At 47.8% G+C, this 21,942-nt stretch carries 14 protein-coding genes; 7 read left to right on the top strand and 7 right to left on the bottom strand.

Features of this window, described 5'->3' with window-relative positions; translation table 11 throughout:
• The first annotated feature begins 57 nt into the window (after positions 1-57).
• Both gyrA and QUA24_RS03655 read left to right on the top strand, forming a co-directional pair.
• The gene (gene gyrA / locus QUA24_RS03660) at positions 58-2,769 is read left to right on the top strand and encodes a DNA gyrase subunit A (RefSeq protein WP_333209536.1); all 2,712 of its coding nucleotides are present in this window, start codon (positions 58-60) and stop codon (positions 2,767-2,769) included.
• Between the two features lie 241 nt (positions 2,770-3,010).
• Complete coding sequence (locus QUA24_RS03655) at positions 3,011-4,303, top strand: ribonuclease D (RefSeq protein ID WP_333227302.1); 1,293 nt, start codon at positions 3,011-3,013, stop codon at positions 4,301-4,303.
• A gap of 144 nt (positions 4,304-4,447) precedes the next feature.
• Here the strand turns inward: QUA24_RS03655 and QUA24_RS03650 are convergent, their stop codons facing one another.
• The 5 genes from QUA24_RS03650 to QUA24_RS03630 all read right to left on the bottom strand — a co-directional run bounded on the left by QUA24_RS03650 (position 4,448) and on the right by QUA24_RS03630 (position 7,861).
• Complete coding sequence (locus QUA24_RS03650) at positions 4,448-4,807, bottom strand: hypothetical protein (protein WP_333227300.1); 360 nt, start codon at positions 4,805-4,807, stop codon at positions 4,448-4,450.
• A 5-nt stretch (positions 4,808-4,812) separates the two neighbouring features.
• Positions 4,813-5,874 carry an NAD(P)-dependent alcohol dehydrogenase gene (locus tag QUA24_RS03645; RefSeq protein ID WP_333227297.1) on the bottom strand — a complete coding sequence of 354 codons (1,062 nt, stop codon included), beginning with the start codon at positions 5,872-5,874 and terminating at the stop codon, positions 4,813-4,815.
• Between the two features lie 222 nt (positions 5,875-6,096).
• Positions 6,097-6,873: an SDR family oxidoreductase gene (locus QUA24_RS03640; protein WP_333227295.1), complete on the bottom strand. Its 777-nt coding sequence runs from the start codon at positions 6,871-6,873 to the stop codon at positions 6,097-6,099.
• Between the two features lie 56 nt (positions 6,874-6,929).
• The gene (locus QUA24_RS03635; protein WP_333227293.1) at positions 6,930-7,460 is read right to left on the bottom strand and encodes a cyclophilin-like fold protein; all 531 of its coding nucleotides are present in this window, start codon (positions 7,458-7,460) and stop codon (positions 6,930-6,932) included.
• Positions 7,460-7,861 (bottom strand): (R)-mandelonitrile lyase, encoded by a 402-nt coding sequence (locus QUA24_RS03630; protein WP_333227291.1) that lies wholly within the window; start codon positions 7,859-7,861, stop codon positions 7,460-7,462. The genes QUA24_RS03635 and QUA24_RS03630 overlap by 1 nt, the downstream gene beginning before the upstream one ends.
• A gap of 303 nt (positions 7,862-8,164) precedes the next feature.
• Between QUA24_RS03630 and QUA24_RS03625 the strand changes: the two genes are divergently transcribed.
• Both QUA24_RS03625 and QUA24_RS03620 read left to right on the top strand, forming a co-directional pair.
• On the top strand, positions 8,165-9,148 hold the full coding sequence (locus QUA24_RS03625; RefSeq protein WP_333227289.1) for an AraC family transcriptional regulator: 984 nt from the start codon (positions 8,165-8,167) through the stop codon (positions 9,146-9,148).
• A gap of 86 nt (positions 9,149-9,234) precedes the next feature.
• Complete coding sequence (locus QUA24_RS03620; RefSeq protein ID WP_333227287.1) at positions 9,235-9,714, top strand: GNAT family N-acetyltransferase; 480 nt, start codon at positions 9,235-9,237, stop codon at positions 9,712-9,714.
• Positions 9,715-9,985: 271 nt separating this feature from the next.
• On the opposite strand, the gene QUA24_RS03615 is transcribed toward QUA24_RS03620, so the two are convergent.
• The gene (locus tag QUA24_RS03615; RefSeq protein WP_333227285.1) at positions 9,986-12,517 is read right to left on the bottom strand and encodes a VWA domain-containing protein; all 2,532 of its coding nucleotides are present in this window, start codon (positions 12,515-12,517) and stop codon (positions 9,986-9,988) included.
• A gap of 213 nt (positions 12,518-12,730) precedes the next feature.
• Here QUA24_RS03615 and QUA24_RS03610 point away from each other — a divergent pair, with 213 nt between their 5' ends.
• The 3 genes from QUA24_RS03610 to QUA24_RS03600 all read left to right on the top strand — a co-directional run bounded on the left by QUA24_RS03610 (position 12,731) and on the right by QUA24_RS03600 (position 21,258).
• The gene (locus QUA24_RS03610; protein WP_333227283.1) at positions 12,731-13,717 is read left to right on the top strand and encodes an AEC family transporter; all 987 of its coding nucleotides are present in this window, start codon (positions 12,731-12,733) and stop codon (positions 13,715-13,717) included.
• A gap of 171 nt (positions 13,718-13,888) precedes the next feature.
• On the top strand, positions 13,889-19,333 hold the full coding sequence (locus QUA24_RS03605; RefSeq protein WP_333227281.1) for an AAA family ATPase: 5,445 nt from the start codon (positions 13,889-13,891) through the stop codon (positions 19,331-19,333).
• 278 nt (positions 19,334-19,611) lie between these two features.
• Positions 19,612-21,258, top strand: a complete 1,647-nt coding sequence (locus QUA24_RS03600) for a calcium-binding protein (RefSeq protein ID WP_333227279.1) — start codon at positions 19,612-19,614, stop codon at positions 21,256-21,258.
• Positions 21,259-21,331: 73 nt separating this feature from the next.
• Here QUA24_RS03600 and QUA24_RS03595 read toward each other — a convergent pair whose 3' ends face one another.
• Positions 21,332-21,694, bottom strand: coding sequence for a hypothetical protein (locus QUA24_RS03595; protein ID WP_333227277.1), 363 nt, complete (start codon positions 21,692-21,694; stop codon positions 21,332-21,334).
• Positions 21,695-21,942: the final 248 nt, after the last annotated feature.

Here is a 21,942-nt window from a genome sequence, read left to right as displayed (position 1 = left end):
CGCATTTTTGAGATTTATAGCGGTCAAATTTAAATTTTTAACGGAGTTTTTCAACCTATGAGTATCTCTGAGTCGCGGATAATCCCGACGGATCTGGGTAATGAGATGTCCCGATCGTACTTGGAATACGCCATGAGCGTAATTGTCGGTCGGGCGCTACCAGATGCCAGGGACGGTCTCAAGCCCGTTCACCGACGCATTCTCTACGCCATGAACGAATTGGGCTTGACTCCCGATCGACCTTTCCGCAAATGCGCCCGCGTCGTGGGGGAGGTGCTGGGCAAGTATCACCCGCACGGAGATACAGCGGTTTACGACGCCCTGGTGCGGATGGCTCAGGATTTCTCCATGCGGGAACGCCTGATCAACGGCCACGGCAACTTCGGCTCCGTTGACAACGACCCGCCCGCTGCCATGCGGTACACCGAATGTCGCCTCACAGCTTTGACTAGCGACTCCATGCTGCGCGACATCGACTCGGAAACAGTTGATTTTGGCGACAACTTCGACGGTTCCCAGCAAGAACCCCTCGTACTCCCGGCACGCATCCCCCAAATTTTGCTCAACGGTTCATCGGGGATTGCTGTAGGGATGGCCACCAACATTCCGCCGCACAATTTAGGCGAAATAATTGACGGTTTAGTAGCACTAATTCACAATCCAGCAATTACTGACCTGGAATTGATGCAGTACATCCCCGGCCCGGACTTCCCCACCGGAGGGCAAATTCTGGGTAGAGGCGGCATTCGCGATGCTTACACCACCGGGCGGGGTTCGATTACAATGCGCGGAGTCGCTGGCATTGAAACCATCGAACATCCTGGCCGCCCCGACAAAGAAGCAATTATTATCACCGAATTGCCTTACCAAACAAACAAGGCAGCGCTAATTGAGAAAATTGCCGAACTTGTCAACGACAAAAGATTAGATGGAATTTCCGACATTCGCGACGAAAGCGATAGAGACGGAATGCGGATCGTCATCGAACTCAAGCGCGACGCCTATCCCCGCGTCGTCCTCAACAACCTCTACAAACAAACACCCCTCCAAGCCAACTTTGGAGCCAATATGTTAGCGCTAGTAAATGGGGAACCCCAACTACTTACGCTCTCCCAATTCCTCAATGTCTTCCTAGACTTCCGCATTGAGACAATTACTCGCCGGACTCAATACGAGCTCCGCAAAGCAGAAGAACGCGACCACCTTCTGCAAGGCTTATTAATTGCCCTAGACAACTTAGATGCAATTATTCACCTAATTCGCGCCGCAGCCGACTCCGCCGCAGCCAAACAAGAATTGATAGATAATTACGGTCTTTCAGAACAGCAATCCGACGCAATTCTGCAAATGCAGTTACGGCGTTTGACAGCATTGGAAGCGCAAAAAATTCAGCAAGAACACGAAGAATTGCGAGCAAAAATCGCCGATTTGGAAGATATCTTAGCGCGTCGGGAACGCATCTTAGAAATTGCCGAATTTGAAGCAGTCGAAATCCAAACCAAAATCGCCACTCCTAGACGCAGTGTGATCGAACACGCCGAAGGAGAAATCGATGAAAGAGATTTAATTGCCAACGAACAAGCAATTATTCTGATCACAGAACAAGGCTACATCAAGCGGATGCCGGTCAGCACTTTCGAGGCCCAAAGTCGCGCTACTCGCGGCAAAGCAGGCGCGAAAATGAAAGAAGACGACGGAGTAGAACATTTCCTTTCCTGCTGCGATCACGATAGCGTTTTGTTCTTCAGCGACAGGGGCGTAGTTTACTCTGTAAAAGCTTATCAAATCCCCGTCTGTTCCCGGACGGCCCGCGGCACTCCCGTGGTGCAACTGCTGCCGATTCCTATAGAAGAAAAAATCACTTCTATGGTGTCAGTCACAGAATTCACCAGCGAAGAATACTTGGTCATGCTGACTCGCGGCGGCTACATCAAGAAAACCGCACTTTCCGCTTTTGGTAACATCCGCACTAATGGATTAATCGCGATTTCTCTAGAAGAAGGCGACCAACTGCGCTGGGTACGGAGAGCAAAAGTTGGTGACAGCATCATCATCGGTACGCGCCAAGGGATGGCAATTCATTTCCGCACTAATCACGAACAGTTGCGCCCAGTCGGCCGCGCGACGCGGGGTGTAAAATCGATGAAATTGCGATCGGGCGATGAGTTGATTAGCATGGACATTTTGCCCAGTTCAATTGTTGCGGAAATTGCTGAACTGGAAACGGAAGATTCGGAATTTGAGGGAGCTAATATTGCTCAATTAGAAACTGGCGAATCGGAATTTGAAGGAGCAGAAATTGCTGAATTGGACACTGAAGATGCGGAAGTGGAAGATGAAGAATTAGAACTGCAAGCCGAGGAAATTGAAGGCGAAGATGTCGAAGAAATTTCGGCAGTTAGCAGCGAAGTTCCTTCAGTGTTGGTAATCACCACCAACGGCTACGGCAAGCGGGTTCCAGTTTCTCAATTCCGCCTACAAAGACGGGCTGGCAAGGGATTGACTGCTACTAAATTTAAGTCGAAAAAGGGTAAGGATCAGGTAGCTGCGCTGCGAATTGTCAACGAAGATGACGAATTGATGATCATTACCAACCGAGGTATTATTATCCGTCAGGCTGTGAGTGCAATTTCTACTCAATCGCGCACAGCAACGGGTGTGCGGGTGCAGCGGTTAGATGAGGATGATTCGATCGTAGCTGTGGCTTTAGTGCCGCCTGCTGGTGAAGAATCGGCCGAAGAATCGGAATCTGAGGAAGTGGCAGAATAGTCATAGGTTAATAGTTTGTAAGGTGCGCGCTGCGTACCTTACTGCTGAATGGTAAAAATGCGATCGTCTATTCCCGGTTTCTGCCTCCAAAACTGGTCAACATTTAATACTAATTCTGAAAAGATATATGTAGGGACACGGCAATGCCGTGTCCTTAATGCTATCGTTGACAGTTGACAATCGAGCCAATAATTGCTATAGCATAATAGAATCAAAAAGTTAATAGTAAAAGTCTGTAAAAATGCCTTATTTAACAGCAACAAACGACATCAAAGCACTCATCGCTAAATTTTCCCAAGCTAAAATCCTGTGGGTGGATACAGAAATCGCTGACTATAAATCCAACCCCAGATTATCTCTGATTCAGGTGTTAGCTGACTCCACAGATTCGACGGGAGATGCCACTTTTCTACTAGATGTCTTGGATCAACCTGAATTGGCCAAACATTTCATCAACCAAATCATGGTAAATCCAAATATTGAAAAAGTCTTGCACAACGCCAGCTATGACATCCGATTTCTAGGCAATGATGATGCTCAAAATGTCACTTGCACATTAAAAATGGCGAGAAAAATTCCAGCTTACATCCTGCCATTACCTAACCGACAACTCAAAACTTTAATAGAAACACTTTGCGGCATTGCTTATGTAGATAAAACAGAACAAAGCGGCGATTGGGCAAAGCGTCCCCTCACCCAGAAGCAGCTAGAATATGCCAAGATGGACGCGGTTTATTTAGCTGGAGTGAATCGCCGCCTGCTAGAAATCCTTGCCCAATGTTACCCCGAACCCGCAACGGAAAACTTGACAGCCTTGGGCGAAAAATATCAGGAAATAGAATCTCAGTGGAAGCCGCTAGATTCAGAAATAGCTGAAGTGAAAGAACGCATTAAAGCAGGGATGCTAGCCCAAAACCTCAAAGACAGTTCTTATTTTGATCTTTCCAGTTCGATAACGATGAAAGTTGATTTTATGACGCTGGCAAGACTGACGCAAACTGAGGGAATTGAGTTAAATTTTCCGGTAACGCTGACGAAAGAAATTCAAAAACAGTTAGGCAAACTCATCGCCGATCCATCTTTGGAAGTTGAGGATATTGCTAGTTGGCGCTTGAATTCTAATGTACAGCAGCGGCGAAAATCTACTAAGAAAATTGCGCCGGAACCCGAGAGTGAGGATTTAACAGCATTGGGGGAAAGGTACAAAGAAATTTTGCCTGAATGGAAGTTGCTGGATTCAGAAGTTGAGCATCTGAAAGAGCGCATTAAAAAAGCAATGTTGGTGCAAAATAAGAGAAATACTCCCGATTTTAAGTTATCCAGTTCCTCGATTTTGAAGGTAGATTTTGCTAGATTGGCAAAACTGGCGCTATCTGTGGGAGTAGAGTTAGATTTTATGGTGACGCTGACTCAATACATCCAAAAGCGGTTAGGGGAAGCGATTAACAAAATTGATGTGCAAATTGAGTATATTACCAGTTGGCGGATGACGGCGAAGACTGTGGAAGATGAAGAGGAAGAAATTCCGTTTTAACTACTAAAATATCACGTTTCCTCTCATTTTTCTGTGTTCTCTGGGGCTAGGAGGGTGAGAAAGAGGTCTAGAAGACCGAATAAGGGTTGCTGCCTGTATACCCTGTTGATAAAAGCGACGTTTATTAGGAGTTAAATTCATTAACTATTGTACAGATTCAGAATATTTATCAATATAATTCACCCAATGCTCTCCATCTTGTGCCAACGCCAAAGGTACTGTATCTGCAGTATTTTTTGCTTTGTTCTTTAGGTGGAACTTCCCCGCTTTGGGGCAGGGCTGCTTCATTCGAGCTAGGGGCAAACCCCCCGTGGTTGCCCCGATATTTAAAACACCGATTCCCTCGTCCGTGGAGGGGGTAGGCATTCTTGGCACTACCCCTACAAAACGATGATTTCCCTGAGAATGAAACAGCCCTGCCTGCTGCCCAGCCCGATCGCGGAAACTTCTAGGTTGCTGTTGCCAAGTTTGCGCGTTTGCATTGTTACTCCTTCGAGGTTCCACTTCGGTTATTCAGATTTAAGGGATGCCATATCGATACAGAAGCGATATTTCACATCGGACTTGAGCAGTCTTTCGTAAGCTTCGTTGACTTTTTGAATGGGGATGACTTCGACATTGGCAGTGATGTTATGTTCGCCGCAAAAGTCAAGCATCTCTTGGGTTTCCGCGATGCCGCCGATGTTAGAGCCGGAGAGACTGCGGCGGCCCATGATCAGGCTGAATGCCGAGACCTCCAGGGGATTCTCCGGTGCGCCAACCAGGGTGATGTTACCGTCGAGGCGGAGCAGGTTGAGATATGCGTTGATGTCGTGCTTGGCTGAAACGGTGTCGAGGATGAAATCGAAGCTGCCAGCGTGCTTTTGCATTTCGTCGGCATTGCGGGAGACCACGACTTCGTGGGCACCGAGGCGGAGCGCATCTTCCGTCTTACCGGGCGAGGTGGTGAAGACGACGACATGAGCGCCGAAGGCGCGAGCGAACTTCACGCCCATGTGTCCCAATCCTCCCAGACCGACCACGCCAACTTTCTTGCCCTCGGTAACGCCCCAGTGGCGCAGGGGCGAGTAGGTGGTGATCCCGGCGCAGAGGAGCGGCGCAACCCCGGCGAGATCGAGGTTATCTGGAACGCGCAGAACGAAGCGTTCATCGACGACAATGCTATCGGAGTAGCCCCCATAGGTGACTGGAGCAGTCTTGTGCTTGTCTGGGGAATTGTAGGTGAGCGTCAGGTTCGGGCAGAACTGTTCAAGGTTAGCTTTGCAATGGGGACAGGTTCCATCCGAATCAACCATGCAGCCGACTCCTGCCAGATCACCAGGCTTGTACTTCGTCACTGCCGAGCCAACCTGGGTGATACGTCCCACCATCTCATGACCGGGGACGATCGGGTAGGTAGTAGACATGAAGTCGCTCCACTCATTACGCACCGAATGGACATCGGAGTGACAGATGCCGCAGAAGAGAATTTCGATCTGTACGTCATGTTCGGTTGGATCGCGCCGTGCGATCGTGTCGGAGGCTAGCGGTGATGTTGCACTGGCTGCGGAATAAGCTTTGGCGTTGTACATAATATTGATGCTCCAATCTGGAAGATAAGCTGGTTTACTTCTACTCGGTCTTGAATCTGTCCTGGTATTGTTCGTTGCTGACCCTTTCGATCCAGTCCGCGGGCTTGCCGTCGAGTACCTCCTGAGTGGCGATATGAGTCATAGCGGCTGGCGGTAAAGGTGGCGATCGCGACAGTGCTTTGTTGTCGTGCGTTTATGGTTCGATCGGGTTGGCGACGAACATCACTGCACCGTTTGGCCGCCATCGATGACCATGGCGTGGCCGATCATGAAGGCAGCCGCGTCGGAGCACAGCCATAGGACAGCCTCGGCGATTTCCTCGGGCTTGCCCATCCGTCCGATCGGCTCCTCCGCAATCACCTTGGCGCGCCCTTCGTCGGTGTCGCCGGTGAAGCGACCCATCATCGGGGTGTCGATGTAGCCGGGACAGACGGCATTGACGCGGATGTTCTGCGCGGCGTAGTCGAGGGCCGCTGCCTTGGTCAGTCCGATCACGCCATGTTTCGCGGCGGTGTACGCGGGGCTGCCCTTGATGCCGATGATTCCCGCGCCCGAGGACGTGTTGACGATCGCGCCGCCTCCCTGCTTGAGAATCAGCGGGATCTCGTGCTTCATGCACAGGAAAACGCCGCGCAGGTTGATGTCGATAATCCGGTTCCACTCCTCCTCCTCGTACTCCGCAGTCGGAGCTGCCTTCCTCGGCTCGATGCCCGCGTTGTTGAAGGCGAAGTCCAGCCGCCCGAAAGCCTCAACAGTCTTGTCCAGAGCCGCCTTCACGTCCTCGGTTCGGGTCACGTCGCACTTGATGGCGATCGCCCGACCGCCGAGTTCTTCGATCGTGCGTGCCGTTTCTTGATTGCCCGGTTGTGAAACATCAGCAGCCACCACGTTGGCACCCTCACGGGCAAACGCCAGCGCCGTAGCTCGACCAATGCCACTCGCTGCTCCGGTCACAAACGCAACCTTTCCTGTGTAGCTGCCATTCTCGTTCGTTGCCATTTTTTACTCCTTTGCGTGTTGCCCATGAGGGAAGTCTTGATTGGAACTTCCTTTTCTTACTTGATCAGCTCGACTGTTGCGTTTACAGAGCCAGGTATATTAAATGCTTCTACGCCAGCATCGATCTTGCCGATCGTGATGATGCCGGGGTCAGGAATTTCCTCTCCGTCGTGGCGATAATAAATAGCCACATCAGGACCGGGAGACCAGTAAATGATGTCTCCAACTTCATAAGTTTTGGTTCGCTTTCCCTCCTCCGAAATCGTTCTCGGTAGATGGCCAAACTTTTCTCTTCCAAACAAATCGTTCATCGTTAGCGTTAATGGCAGCAGGGAAACAAAATCCCGCGTGGTTTTGCTGTCGATCAACGTGGCTGTAACGGCTTTATCTCCTACCTTGATGTTTATCTTCATACTGTTTGCCTGCTTGGTTGATATTTCAGTCGGCAGCTTCGACGAGGTACTACTAGGCATCCTGTTGTCGGCACGGCAGGCTGAGTAACTCAGGGACATCGTTAGGGCGAAGACCAAAATCAGCATTCTCTTCTGGCAGTTTTTCGCCTTGATGGGAAACCATTTCAAAAGCATTAAGCTCTTCCTTCGTACTGCTCGTCGCTGACTTGTTCCAGCCAATCCACAGGCTTGCCGTCGAGCGCCTCCTGAATGGCAATGTGAGTCATGGCTGTGGTTGAGGTAGCACCGTGCCAATGCTTTTCACCAGGCGAGAACCAGATCACGTCCCCCGGTCGAATTTGCTCGATCGCTCCGCCCCAACGTTGTACGAAACCGCAACCAGCCGTGACAATTAGGGTTTGTCCCAAGGGGTGGGTGTGCCATGCTGTTCGAGCACCCGGCTCAAACGTGACACTGGCACCAGACGTGCGTGCCGGATCATTTGCTTGGAACAGGGGGTCAATGCGGACAGTTCCCGTAAAATACTCAGCCGATCCTTTGGCGGAAGGCTGTGAGCCACTTCTTTTGATGTCCATTTCTTAATTCCTTCACTTGATGCCATTTGGGTGGCTGTCCTAATCGTAGAAATTGAACACTTATCGCTTCTCTATCAATAGGGATGGATTTTTTAAGAAGCAACGTTAGCTTTGATGGCATTTTGGTTGTCAGTAGGCGAATCTCTTGCCCAATCAAAACTGCATTTTCTCTTGAATAAAAGTCGAGAATGCTTACAATTCGCTGGAACCATTTTTCATTGCTTTAGCTTCATTCTAAGAATCCTCAAGGCCAAGCAATAGAACGATCGTCTAAGATTGTTGTACAATCCTGCAAACTTAGAAATGAACGCTGCCAAAACGAGTGAAAAGTCCGCTATGGATTTAATGAACAACCCGCAGGCAAAGCGTGAGGCAGATAGAGCGCAAGCCCACAGAGACGAACTGACCGAGCGGATTACACAGGCGATCCCTCATGATGGAGCGATCGAGCCGCTGAAAGGATTACACTTCTATCGCGCCTCCTACCCTTCGGAATGCTTTCATAGTGTCTCTATTCCTGCCTTTTGTGTCATTGCTCAGGGCAGCAAAGAAGTCCTTCTGGGCTGTGATCGCTATCAGTACGACCCGATGCACTATCTGTTAGGGACGATCGAACTGCCGATTGCCAGCCGAATTCTAGAAGCAACCCAGGAAAAACCGTACCTAGGCCTTCGTCTCGATCTCGACCCTACCTTAGTTGGCTCAGTCATGGTGGAGGCACGCTATCCCTCAGCACAACGGGGTGCCAGTGTCAAAGCGATCGACGTAAGTCCGTTGGATGCAAATCTTTTGGACGCTGTGGTGCGGCTCGTCAGGCTTCTAGATTGCCCTGGTGAAGCTAATGTTCTGGCACCACTGATTAAGCGGGAAATCATTTACCGACTCCTGATGGGAGAGCAAGGTAGTCGGCTGCGTCATATTGCTGTTCTGGGTGGCTCTACCCACCAAATTGCTAGAGCAGTCGATCGACTGCGTAAAGACTTTAACCAGCCGCTTCGGATTGAAAGCATCGCACGAGAGCTTGGCATGAGTGTATCGAGCTTCCACCATCACTTCAAGTCTGTCACTGCCATGAGTCCCTTGCAGTTCCAGAAGCAACTGCGACTCCAGGAAGCTCGCCGTCTGATGTTGGGGCAAAACCTTGACGCTACCAGTGCTGCCTACCGTGTGGGTTATGACGATTCCTCGCACTTCAACCGAGAGTACAAGCGGCTCTTTGGTATACCGCCGATGCGCGATGTAGAGCGGCTGCGAGAGGCTGCTAGGCAGATTGCGAGTTCAACATGATCTCCTCAAGATGCCCTAATCAGGCCAGAAATCGCTAAAACATTAGGCATTTATTGCGCTCACTGTATTTTTGGAACAAATCAACTATGGTTGGACAAATCAGAAAGTATAATAAATCTCATCTTAATCAAGTTTTAAACATATTTAAAACAGAAGAAAAATTACTAGGCTTGGTGCCTGATGATGCTTTACAGAAAGAACTAGATGCTCTCGAAAAGAATTTATTGAATGGCAAAGGTGAAGATAAATATGGAAAATGGTCTATTAAAGCATGGGTTATAGTGGATGGTGATGTAGTAATTGGATTTGCCTTTGCTCGTGAGTATAAGGATAAGACAATATTAAATATTTTATATATTTTGAAAAATTATAAACGCAAAGGCTGCGGAACTAAATTGATGAAGCAGGTTAAACAAAACTGCAAATCTCCAATTGAGTTACCAGTCTATGAGGAGAATAAAATAGCGGTTGCTTTCTACAATAAACACGAGTTTTTATCTACTGGTGATGGGATTGAACACGATCGTAAGTATCTAGTGATGACTTGGCATAAAGCTAAAAGCTAAGCAATTGCACACACTCAAACTCTTGTTCTACTCCCATCATAGAAGATTTCCGATCGCTCCTTTCGTCTTGGCAACCTAATACTTGTCCCATCTACCTATTTCCTAGTCGCCACCGCTGCGACTTTGCGGTTTATTTCAATCACCCATATTTGAGCAAGGTGGGCAAATAATGCCCACCCTATAGCGGTTCTCAAGCGTCGTGAGGTATGGGGGCGAGTCCTATGCCCTATGCCCTATGAGCACCTCATGTTACAGAGAAAGGCTATAATTCCTACTTCCCTACCGTGAAATACTCATTCTTAGCATACACGCTAATAATGCAGTCTCCGACTTCAAAAAACATCCCCTCTTGCTCATCTTTAGAAAATTGCAAGTTGCCGTATTTAGAATTAATTTCCTCAGCCGTCGCCGCTTTTGCCTCCATTTCATCCGGGATAAGTCCGGTAGAACCGATATAGAAAACCAGCGGTGAAACTTTTTCGCGGTACACTTTTTCTGCATAAGCGTCCAGTCGCTCATTCGCATTAGCTAAAGCAGCGACAAATTCGTCTCGCTTGACATCTTCTTCCTGCCATTTCGCTTGCAAAAGCCGCAGCAAACTATCTGCACCCACTTTGGCTAAAGTAGCGCTAACAATTCCGTTATCCTCCAACCCCAAAAACTCATCGAAAATCAGTTTCATCAAGTCGTCAACTTTGGTGATTTTTGTTCGGGATGAAAGCGTTTTGTGTGCGAAGACAACAGGCTCATCTAACGTGATGTCAAATGTCGGTTTTGCTAGCTTTTCGCCCGTGTTTTTGTGGTAAACTTCATAAAGGCGATCGAGAAATTTGTTGGCAGAGTGCAATTTGCCGAAGTTGAGAATGTTTTTGCTGCCGATGTCGATTTTGTAGCTGACTCGCGAATCTACTGAACCGTTGGCGATCGCACTTTTTAAATCTGTGTATTCCGTCGTCGTCGGAAAATTGATGTAAAGGTTTTTTGACAGATAATGCTGTTTCAATTCTTCCAATTGTTCCGCAGTGTAAGCCTCGGATTCCTTCTTCAAATGAGCCGAGAGAATGCTAGAGAGAATTTTGATTTCTGCGAGTTCCTCAAACACTCCGTCAAGGCTGCCGTAACGCCCGTCAAAAGGCACCAGGGGCAAAGTCTCCAACTTAATATCGTACTCTGAACGGAAGTCAAAGTCTTGCACGGGCGAACCGTCTTTTTCAAGGACACCGCATTTTTTGAGCAAATCAAACACTGATTTGCTGCTGATTTTGGTTCGCAGCGACTTAATATTAACTTCGCCGTCGCTGACAATGGTATAATTGTTGAAAGTATTGAGGTCTGTAACTAGAATTCCCGCCACTTCTGCGATTAAAGTTCCATCCTCAACTTTTACCAGCTTAGCTTTTCGGGTAATCAGCATATTGATGGTAGCGGTATTTTGATTGATGGCAAATGAACCCATTTGCACGTATTCGCCACCATCTAAGAATTCTGTTTTCAGCCAAGGCTTGACAAGGTTGCCGTTTTCGTCTCGCTTTCCCTCAATTCGCTTCAAACCTTTTCGCTGATAATTTTCTTGCAAGTGTTTCAAGTTGATGATGATGCTGTTGCTGTTTTCCTCCAATATCTTGATTAACTCCAGCAGGGAAATTTTATCGCTGACTTTTACCCGATCGCCAATTTCATGATTTTTCAACACCTCAGGCGCAAAAACAGCCTGTTCCAAATCTTCCGTAAACTCAGCTATTTGGGCATTTGTCAAAGCTTTAGCGTGTTTTTCCGTCAAAGTAGCGTCGAAGGTACTAACCAGCGCATACTTAGCCGTATTTAAATTGCCGTCAGCGAGGTTAGCTTTCGCAAAAGCAAACACCGACTCATCAGTTTGAGCAACGGGAACATCTAGTTTGTCATACTCATCTTTGGCGACTTTCTGATATTTGTAAAACAGTCCCCGATCGTCTGCTTTCAGCCCGCAGATTTTCAGCGTGCTCGATGAACCGTTGATTTTCTTGCCGCTTTTGGAAACAAAAACTTGATAATCATATTCCTTAATTAACGGTTTTTCCAGCGCAGGTGCAACGGAACTGCCTAAAAGTTTTGTGCTGTCGTAAAGAGCATCATAAACCATTTTGACTTCGCCAGCGCGGATGCAGTTTCCCGATAATGTGTTGGCGATTTTGGAGAGAAGTTTGAAGTCAGCAGAGGCATAGGATATCGTGTTGGCAAACACATCCATGTCTTTCAGTTCTTCGCAAATTTCCCCTAGTTTTGCAGATTCCGAATTGGCACTGGGGTCATTTGCATAGCCGTCTGTGTGCAAATTGATCGCTGTCATTTCTCCCGCTTTAACCAAAGATTTAGCGAGTTGCATCGACTGCGATATGCAGGTACTGCCAGCCGTGTGGATTTTTTGAATTTCTTTGATGTATTGAGAGTCAAACTTCAGCACTTCTTGAATGGGAATTCGCTGGAAATGACAAATTACGTCCCCATTGCTAGCATAGGAAATCAGGCTAACAATTAGCTGGTAATTGTTGTATTCGTCTAAGGTCAAAAGCTTGATTAGGGTTTCTTTGAGCGGTTCTAAGTCATAATACATTGAGCCGGAACGGTCGATGATGATGATGCTGTGAGCGACGGATTTTTCAGGGATATCACCGGGCTTTCTTTCTAAATTAATGCGATCGACTAGATAGAATGCCTTTGCGTTTCCGGCAAAATTGTAGAGGGTAAACTTGGTGCGAGTATTGGAGGCTGCTTGGCTGCTGGAACTTTTAACTTGAGATGATTGTTTTGCTTGCCGTGCCATAGTTTTGACCTATGTTGATTTATTCCTCAACTTAATCATGACACGCGCTTCTGTGGATGTCAAGGCCTGTGTGGAAAATTGTCTGCGAGGCTGAATAAACATTAATATTTAGCGCTGCGGTGCAATGGAAAACTGCGGCGCTAGGCTAAAGGTGCGCTGTTTTGGCAAAAGTAGTGGATTTGCGTAAGTCGTTTAGTAAATATTTAGTCAATCATGGTTTATTTAGAAAATCCGCTGCTCAAACTTTATCTAAATGTGTTCGGATGGGTGGCGTTGGGATTCATTCTCGGCCGCCAGCTACCAAGAAGCTATTCTACATATTTAGCCAAGTTTCTTTTCTTCTTTGGCACGCCATTGAGCATTGTTGCTTTTATCCGTAGCGCCAATTTATCTGGCGCTATTTGGATGGCGCCGCTGATAGCTTGGGCGGCAATTCTAGCAGGTGGAGGACTCGCTGGGATTTTGATAAATTTCGGTGCCGGCGAGGGACGTTTCAAGACTCTTAATCCGATCGCCCAAAATAGCCCGGAACACACCAGCGCTTGGAGTTTGCCCACTCAAGGCAGCTTCTTATTGGCAACGATGGTGGGTAATACGGGTTTTTTAGGCATTCCCGTCAGCTTGTCCTTATTAGGGTCGGAACACTTTGCCTGGGCGTTGTTTTACGACTTGCTAGGCACTACCGTGGGAATCAATATACTGGGAGTTGCTATTGCTTCTCACTGCGGTAAAAGCGATCGCCATCAGAGTTGGTTAAGTCCGGTGCGGGCAATTTTTCAGAATCCGGCACTGTGGGCTTTTGGTCTAGGGTTTGTCTCGCGCAGCTTGCCGTTGTCAGCACAAATCGCAGAATTGTTAACAACAAGTGCTTGGAGTGTAATTACTTTAGCTTTAATTACGATCGGGATGCAGTTGAGCAAGTTGAATTCCTTGCACAACCTCAAACAAGTTTTGGCTTGTCTGGCGATTAAAATGCTGTTAGTTCCCTTGGCAATTGGCACGGGATTAACGTTTTTGGGGATCGCGGGCGCGCCGCGACTTGTGCTAGTGCTGCAAATGGCGATGCCTCCTGCTTTTGGTACTACGTTGTTGGCCGAAGCTTTCAATCTCGATCGCGAATTAGCCGTAACTGCGATCGGCCTCGGCTGCGTTAGTTTATTATTCACTATTCCCCTATGGATGAGGCTATTTAATTTTTAATAAAAAAAATAGAAATTGCTCAGTTTTTAAACTGCCTTATTTCAGTGATCCCATCACAAATATGGAGCCATATATGTCATCTTGATTTAAAATAATAATCACGGGACTGGGAAACTGTATTGGCTTCTGCTAATGTGGAAATACCTCGCTGAGGACGGGAACAATAAAAGTATGGCAAGTATAAATTTTACATTGAAAGGTTATCAACTTCTCGATCGCATTTACTCAGGAACTCGCACCCTAGTTTATCGAGCTTTCCGCACGGGCGACACACAGCCAGTAGCCATCAAAGTCCTGCGGAGTCAGTATCCCAGCTTCAGCGAACTGGTGCAATTTCGCAATCAGTACACGATCGCCAAAAATCTCAACTTGCCCGGAATCATCGAAACCTACAGTTTAGAACCCTACCAAAACAGCTATGCGCTGGTAATGGAAGACTTTGGGGGAATTTCTCTGAACGAATGGATGGAAAAAGGGGAAACTGGGCCGTCTCTGAGCGAGTTTTTGCCAGTGGCGATCGACCTGAGTGATACATTAGATATACTCTACCGCCACCGCATTATTCACAAAGACATTAAACCAGCCAATATTTTAATTAATCCGCATACAAAACAAGTCAAACTCATTGACTTTAGTATTGCATCTTTGCTGCCAAGGGAAACTCAAACCCTGATGAATCCTAACGTGCTGGAAGGGACACTCAGCTATTTGTCTCCCGAACAAACGGGAAGGATGAATCGGGGGATTGACTACCGGACAGACTTTTACTCTTTGGGCGTGACGTTTTACGGATTGCTGGCGGGACAATTGCCGTTTCAATCCAACGATGTGATGGAATTGATCCACTGTCATATTGCCAAGCAACCGCCATCACTGCATGAAATAAATCCCGCAATCCCGCCCGTCCTGTCGGAGATTGTCAGCAAATTAATGGCAAAGAATGCCGAAGACCGCTATCAGAGTGCGTTGGGACTGAAATTCGATTTAGAATTTTGTTTGAAGCAACTTGAAGAAAACGGTAGGATAGAGAGTTTTACGATCGCGCAGAGGGATGTGGGCGATCGCTTCCTCATACCCGAAAAACTCTACGGCCGCGAAACCGAAGTTGCCGAATTGCTGGCAGCATTCGATCGAGTAGCAGGTTTTTCCCAGCAGCCATCAGAACAGGGTGGAGGCTGTGAGTTAATGTTAGTCGCGGGTTTTTCTGGGATTGGCAAAACTGCAATTGTCAATGAAGTTCACAAACCAATTGCCCGCCAGCGCGGCTATTTCATCAAAGGCAAATTCGACCAATTTAACCGCAACATTCCTTTTTCAGCTTTTGTCCAAGCATTTCGAGATTTAATGGGACAATTGTTGACCGCCAGTGACCAGGAGTTGAAAAATTGGCAAACTCAAATATTGCAAGCAGTGGGCGATAACGGACAAGTCATTATTGAAGTAATCCCAGAACTCGAAAGAATTATTGGGCCACAACCGCCCGCACTCGAATTATCAGGAACGGCTGCCCAAAATCGGTTTGATTTGCTGTTTCAAACTTTTATTCGCGTGTTCACCAAACCAGAACATCCCCTGGTGATGTTTTTGGATGACTTGCAGTGGGCTGATTCCGCCTCGCTGCGGTTAATGCAACTGCTGGTTGCCGAGTCAGCAACCGGCTATTTATTAGTAATTGGTGCCTACCGAGATAATGAAGTGTTTGCAGCACATCCGTTGATGCTGACACTGGATGCAATGGCAAAAGCTGGGGCGACGGTGAATACTCTGACGCTGGAACCGTTGAGTTCAGAAAGTCTAAATCATTTGGTTGCTGATACGCTCAATTGCGATCGATCTTGGGCAAGACCTTTGGCTGATTTGGTGGCACAAAAAACCCAAGGAAATCCCTTTTTTGCAACGCAGTTTCTCAAAGCACTGCATCAGGATGGGCTGATTGAGTTTGACCGGGTTGCTGGTTGTTGGCAGTGCGATATTGTGCGAGTTCGGGAGGCAGCGCTGACGGATGATGTGGTCGAGTTTATGGCGTTGCAGTTGCAAAAATTGCCGCCAGGGACTCAGAATGTGTTGAAGTTGGCTGCTTGTGTTGGGAATCAGTTTGATTTGGGGACTTTGGCAGTTGTCTCCCAGCAATTGGAAACGGAAACGGCGGCGGATTTGTGGAAGGCTTTGCAAGAAGGGTTAATCCTGCCTGAAAGTGAAGTCTACAAGTTTTATATGGGGCGAGAAAGACGGGAAGAAACCGACAATTCGGAGGTGGTGAATTACAAGTTTTTGCACGATCGCGTTCAGCAAGCTGCCTATTCTTTAATTCCCGAACAAGAGCGATCGCGCGCTCACTATCAGATCGGACAATTGCTGATCCAGCAAATTTCAGCCGCAGCTATAGAAGAGCAAATTTTTTCAGTTGTCAATCAGTTAAATTATGGTATTGCGCTGATTGAAGACCAAATAGAACGCGATGAATTGGCACAACTCAACCTCACGGCTTGCCGCAAAGCCAGAGGCGCTACTGCTTATCAAGCTGCTCGCGAGTATGCTGCGATCGGGCTAAATTTGCTTGGAGAGAGCGCTTGGCAACGACAGTACGAGATGACCTTGAACTTGCACGACATAGCAGCAGAAGTGGCTTCACTTTGTGGCGAATTTGACCAGATGAATCGGTGGATTGAAACTGTGATTCATCATACCAGAACTCCCCTAGAGCGAGTGAACGTTTACACCGTCAAAATTCAGGCATTATCGTCCCAGAACAAGTTTTTAGAAGCAATTACTATCGGTTTGTTGATTCTCAAAGAATTAGGAGTTGAATTGCCCGATCCCCCTACATCAGAAGATATTCAGCAAGCTGTGCAGGAAATTAATAGCTTGCTCGGCGATCGACCGATTGAAGAGTTATTCGATCTGCCAGCGATGGTGGATACCCAAAAGCTGGCCACGATGCAAGTGGCGGCAAGTCTGGTGTCAGTTTGTTATCTGGTTGGTTCGTCTTTGTTTGCGCTGGTGGCTGCCTTACAGGTAAATTTATCTATCCAATATGGCAACAGTCGTACTTCAGCTTTTAGCTATAGTTCTTATGGGATTATTCTCAACAACTTTCTACAAGATGTGACGGTAGCCGATCAGTTTGGCCGATTAGCCTATCGTCTTGGCAGTAGCGCGGAGGCCAAAAATATTCGCTCTGCAAGTTGTGTTGTGATCGGACTCTTTTTGTACCATCGCAAATCGCATTTGCGGGATACCCTCCCCATTCTTCAGGCAGGCTATCAAGCCGGATTAGAAACAGGAAATTTAGAGTTTGTGGGGTTTAATGGGCATGGATTTTGTCTACATTCCTACGGGTGCGGTCAGCCTTTAGCAGAACTCGATCCCCAAATTCGGGCATACCGTCAGCAATTACTCGACCTCAACCAACTAACGACGGCAAATTATTGTTCGATTTATTGGGAAACAACGCTGTTTTTATTGGGTAATCCAAACAACTTGGAGATTTCCTTTGAACAGGAACGCTATGAGGAGAAGCTGGTTTCTGAGTCGCTTGCCTCTAAGGATTTTTACCGACTCTGCGTCTTCTATCTATACAGGGCAACGTTGAGATTCCTGCTGGAAGACATTGCTGGGGCCTGGGCAGATGTCGATCGAGCAAGACAGTATATAGCCGGATGTGCAGGAACTGCTTCCGAAGCTGGTTTATATTTCTATGACTCACTCATAGCCCTTGCCACTCCTGAGTCCGAGACGGAGTTAGAAACGCAGTCGCAACGAGTTCAGGAAAATCAAAGGAAGTTGCAGCATTGGGCAGAACACGCCCCCATGAATTATTTGCATAAGTGGCAGTTGGTAGAAGCAGAGAAATACCGAGTTGCCAGACAGAGGGCAGAAGCTATTGAAATGTACGATCGCGCCATTTCTGGAGCGAAAGAAAACGAATACATCCAAGAAGAAGCCCTCGCTAACGAACTAGCAGCTAAATTCTACCTCGACTGGGGCAAAGAAAAAGTGGCGCAAGCTTATATGCAAGAAGCCTACTACTGTTATGCTCGCTGGGGTGCGAAAGCCAAAATTGATGACTTAGAAAAACGCTATCCCCAACTTTTTGCTCCCATATTGCAAGCAAGAGAAAATCGTTTTGGAATCAGCGAAACTCGCCTCCACACAATCAATAAATCGTCAGTTTTGCATCAAACCTGGCACACAACTCTATCTAGCAACAGCAGTATTTACGAAGCCCTCGATTTCGCGACAATTCTCAAAGCCTCCCAAAGTCTATCGAGTGAAATTCAATTAGAAAAATTGCTAGCTGCACTGATGTGTGTGGTGATGGAAAATGCCGGGGCAAAAAAAGCAGTTCTCCTGTTGCTTAAGGATGGGAATCTGGCGATCGAAGCTGTGGCCTCCTTCCATCGAGATGTCATCTCAATATCTGTACCGCTGTCAGCCAACGACGAGGTTCCCGCTGCTGTGGTCAACTATGTTAAGCGGACTTGGAAAACTGTAGTTTTGGATAATGCAGCAGTACAAAACGATTTTATTGCCGATCCGTATTTGATGCAGAAAAAGCCCAAAAGTGTGCTGTGCGTGCCAATTTTAAATCAGGGTAAATTAATCGGCTTGCTATATCTAGAAAATAACTTGACAATTGGTGCATTTACAGACGATCGCACTGAAGTCATCCAACTTTTGTGCGCCCAAGCGGCTATCTCTATAGAAAATGCCCGCTTGTACCAACAATCTCAAGCTTATGCACAAGAATTAGAGCGATCGCTCTTTGATTTGCAGCAAGCACAGTTACAGATCGTGCAAAGCGAAAAAATGTCCACATTGGGCAATTTAGTCACAGGAATAGCCCACGAAATTAATAATCCTGTCGGCTTTATTAGCGGCAATATTGAGGAAGCAACCACCACGATTAAAGATGTGATTGCCCACTTAAAATTATATCAAGAAAAACTGCCGAATCCAGGGGAGGAAATTGAAGAAGATGCTGAGGATATTGATTTAGAGTATGCCTTAGAAGATTTGCCAAAGATGCTGTTGTCGATGAAAGTGGGGTGCGATCGTATTCGCGGCATTAGCACCAGCCTCCGCACCTTCTCCAGAGCTGATAAAGACTACAAAGTTCCGTTTAATATCCATGAGGGCATTGACAGCACCATCTTAATTTTGAAACATCGGCTGAAAGCCAACGAACACCATCCCGCGATCGAAGTCGTCACAGACTACGGTAATCTCCCGCAAATCGAATGCTTTCCCGGTCAACTGAACCAAGTCTTTATGAACCTGCTTGCTAATGCGATCGATGCCCTAGAAGAATCAAACCAAGGACGCAGTTTGGAGGCAATTAAAGCCAATCAACACTGTATCACAGTTCGTACCAGTCTGTCGGGCGATCGACACATCAAAATTCAGATTACCGATAACGGTGCGGGTATGACGGAAGCAGTACAACAGCGGATTTTTGACCATTTATTCACCACGAAGGCAGTAGGAAAAGGCACTGGTTTAGGATTGGCGATAGCCCGCCAGATTGTAGTCGAAACCCACGGTGGAACAATTAATGTCAATTCTATTTTGGGGGGAGGGAGTGAATTTGAGATAGTGTTACCTGTTACTGAATAAAAGTTGACTGTTGACTGTTAATTCATGACGGTTGACTGTTGACTGATGACTGATGACTGTTGACTAATGACTGATGACTGTTGACTAATGACTAATGACTAATCGGGCATTATACCAGCCCCGATCGCAACTCCGGATACGGACAAAACTTCCAGCGCCCCTGCGCCAGATTGCCAAAATCTCAATTATGCTAACCTAGGCAAGCAGCAATCCCTTGTCACGAAGGCGATTAACATAATTTCAAACAATTTATTTTATTGAGGACCGGTGTATCCCGTATGGCAAACCTGATCGGCACAGACAGCAACGACTTTATTCTAGGAACTCCGCTGGGCGATCGAATTCGCGGCTTAGATGGGGATGACACGCCCCTGGGTGCGGGAGGAGATGACACCCTAGAGGGCGACGGCGGCAACGACCAGCTTCTTGGAGCTGACGGAGCAGATTCGTTGCTTGGCGGTGAAGGAAATGACGAACTCATTGGCAACCAAGGCCGCGATTCTGCTTCCGGCGGGAACGGCGACGACTCGATCCGCGGCGGTTTGGGCAACGACATCCTCGAAGGCAACGACGGGATAGACAGCGTGGTGGGAGACGCTGGGGACGACTTAGTTTTTGGCAACGGAGACTTTGATGTGATTGCCGGCGGTACTGGCAACGACACCCTCACAGGGAATGACGGCGACGATTCCGTGTTCGGGAATGCTGATGATGACTTTCTCTACGGGAATTCCGGGAACGATTCTCTCAACGGCGGTAGCGGCAGGGATCAACTGTTGGGCGGTGAGGGCAACGATTACTTGAGTGCCAGCGACGGCGACGACACTTTGTACGGCAATGCCGACAATGATTCGCTCTTCGGAGATGCTGGTAACGACCAGATATTCGGCGGCAAGGCTGACGATACAGTTTTTGGCGGCACCGGTTCCGATACCCTTCGCGGCGATGAAGCCGACGACTCGGTACTGGGAGAAGAAGGTAATGACTTTCTGTTTGGTGGCAAAGGTAATGATGGTATCGACGGTGGTTTTGGCGATGACTCCCTGGCTGGAGGTATCGGCGACGATACAATTTTGGGCGGTTTCGGCAATGATAATTTATTTGGAGCAGAGGGTAATGATTCTTTAATCGGAGGCGAGGGTTCGGATACTCTGACTGGCGGCAGCGGCAGCGATGTTTTTGGATTGGGAGCCGGGCCTGGCAGTCTGGCTTTAATTACTGATTACAATGACACAGAGGATTTCTTTGGACTGCCGAGCAATTTATCTTTCGCTCAACTGCTAGTTACCCAAGGCAACGGTGCAAATGTCAGGGATACAGTAATTACGACGCTCGACGGCAAGCTTTTAGCAATTTTGATCGACACTCCAGCGGCGCTGATCGAAGCGAATGATTTTATCGCTGTGACTGGGACGGCTACTCCCAGGCCAACCACCATTACCACTACAACTACAACTACAGTTACAAGCACAATTACAGATCCAGCTCAACCTCAAACTTCAACTACAGAATCACTTCCAACTCCGCCTCCAACTCCCACGGAAGCACCGACTCCAACTCCCACGGAAGCACCGACTCCAACTCTCACGGAAGCACCAACTCCGACTCCCACAGCAGCACCAACTCCGACTCCCACCGCAGCACCAACTCCGACTCCCACAGCAGCACCGACTCCGACTCCCACAGCAGCACCGACTCCGACTCCCACAGCAGCACCGACTCCGACTCCCACAGCAGCACCGACTCCGACTCCCACGCCGACTACTACGAGGATTCCGATTCCGCCGACTGTTAGCGTGCCTGATTCGCCTCTGCTATCAATTAGTTCGATCCCTCCGACTCCCAGACTATTGCAAATGCAGGGCCAGACGCCGATATTCCCGACGGTGCCCAACCCGCTACCCTTACCTCCTACACCTTTCTAGTTCTAAGCGCGATCGCGCAGCTCACTGAGGAGTGATGAGTTAATGTAAAACTCACTAAACTCATCACTCAAAACTATTTAACGTCTTGGGGAGTTTCGGCCGACTCTTCTGACGACTCGGCTGGAGAATCTTCTAGGGGAGATAATTGTTGGCTGTACCCCAAGAGCGATCGAAGTTTCATGCGGTGGATGTAAGGCCAGCCGCCATTGGCTTCAATATTCCTGAGCAGTTTGTAAAGTGCTTGGCGGTTGTCGGGAAAAGACGCTTGAAACAAACCGTCCCGAATTTCCCGGTGCGAAGCTTCCAGCCTCCGCAGCAGGGCCAAAAGCAGCAGACTGTCTCCCTGACAACTTTCGGCTAAAGTCCGAATCGCCTCTGTCAGCGATTGCATTTGAGACTGCAACTTTTCTGACTCTAAATCTTTGCCGTTGTCCATACTGCTGCTTCCTTTGAAATCTACAAGGCCTTTGTCCCCAGCCTTTTGGTCAACCGACTAATCGAGCTAGTCGCGATCGCCATTCGGGGTCATAAGCAAAGTAACTTAAGTAGGTTGACTTAAGCAATATTAATTTGCAGCCCAAGTCAGGAAAAGAGCACAACCCGTCGTACCATGTGTATTGGGCTGCGATCCGAACACGATTGAGAAATCATAAGTTCATGCTTATTTTCACGGCACACTAGCTT

Source organism: Microcoleus sp. Pol12B5 (assembly GCF_036701335.1).
Lineage (GTDB): Bacteria > Cyanobacteriota > Cyanobacteriia > Cyanobacteriales > Microcoleaceae > Microcoleus.
Note: the sequence above shows the minus strand (reverse complement) of the source record. Positions and strands in the feature narration are given on the sequence as shown.

Bases quoted from the DNA above. Each gene is read 5' to 3' on its own strand.
- gyrA (WP_333209536.1), top strand. From the start codon at position 58: ATGAGTATCTCTGAGTCGCGGATAATCCCGACGGATCTGGGTAATGAG.
- QUA24_RS03655 (WP_333227302.1), top strand. From the start codon at position 3,011: ATGCCTTATTTAACAGCAACAAACGACATCAAAGCACTCATCGCTAAA.
- QUA24_RS03645 (WP_333227297.1), bottom strand. From the start codon at position 5,874: ATGTACAACGCCAAAGCTTATTCCGCAGCCAGTGCAACATCACCGCTA.
- QUA24_RS03640 (WP_333227295.1), bottom strand. From the start codon at position 6,873: ATGGCAACGAACGAGAATGGCAGCTACACAGGAAAGGTTGCGTTTGTG.
- QUA24_RS03635 (WP_333227293.1), bottom strand. From the start codon at position 7,460: ATGCTTTTGAAATGGTTTCCCATCAAGGCGAAAAACTGCCAGAAGAGA.
- QUA24_RS03630 (WP_333227291.1), bottom strand. From the start codon at position 7,861: ATGGACATCAAAAGAAGTGGCTCACAGCCTTCCGCCAAAGGATCGGCT.
- QUA24_RS03625 (WP_333227289.1), top strand. From the start codon at position 8,165: ATGAACGCTGCCAAAACGAGTGAAAAGTCCGCTATGGATTTAATGAAC.
- QUA24_RS03620 (WP_333227287.1), top strand. From the start codon at position 9,235: ATGGTTGGACAAATCAGAAAGTATAATAAATCTCATCTTAATCAAGTT.
- QUA24_RS03615 (WP_333227285.1), bottom strand. From the start codon at position 12,517: ATGGCACGGCAAGCAAAACAATCATCTCAAGTTAAAAGTTCCAGCAGC.
- QUA24_RS03610 (WP_333227283.1), top strand. From the start codon at position 12,731: ATGGTTTATTTAGAAAATCCGCTGCTCAAACTTTATCTAAATGTGTTC.
- QUA24_RS03605 (WP_333227281.1), top strand. From the start codon at position 13,889: ATGGCAAGTATAAATTTTACATTGAAAGGTTATCAACTTCTCGATCGC.
- QUA24_RS03600 (WP_333227279.1), top strand. From the start codon at position 19,612: ATGGCAAACCTGATCGGCACAGACAGCAACGACTTTATTCTAGGAACT.
- QUA24_RS03595 (WP_333227277.1), bottom strand. From the start codon at position 21,694: ATGGACAACGGCAAAGATTTAGAGTCAGAAAAGTTGCAGTCTCAAATG.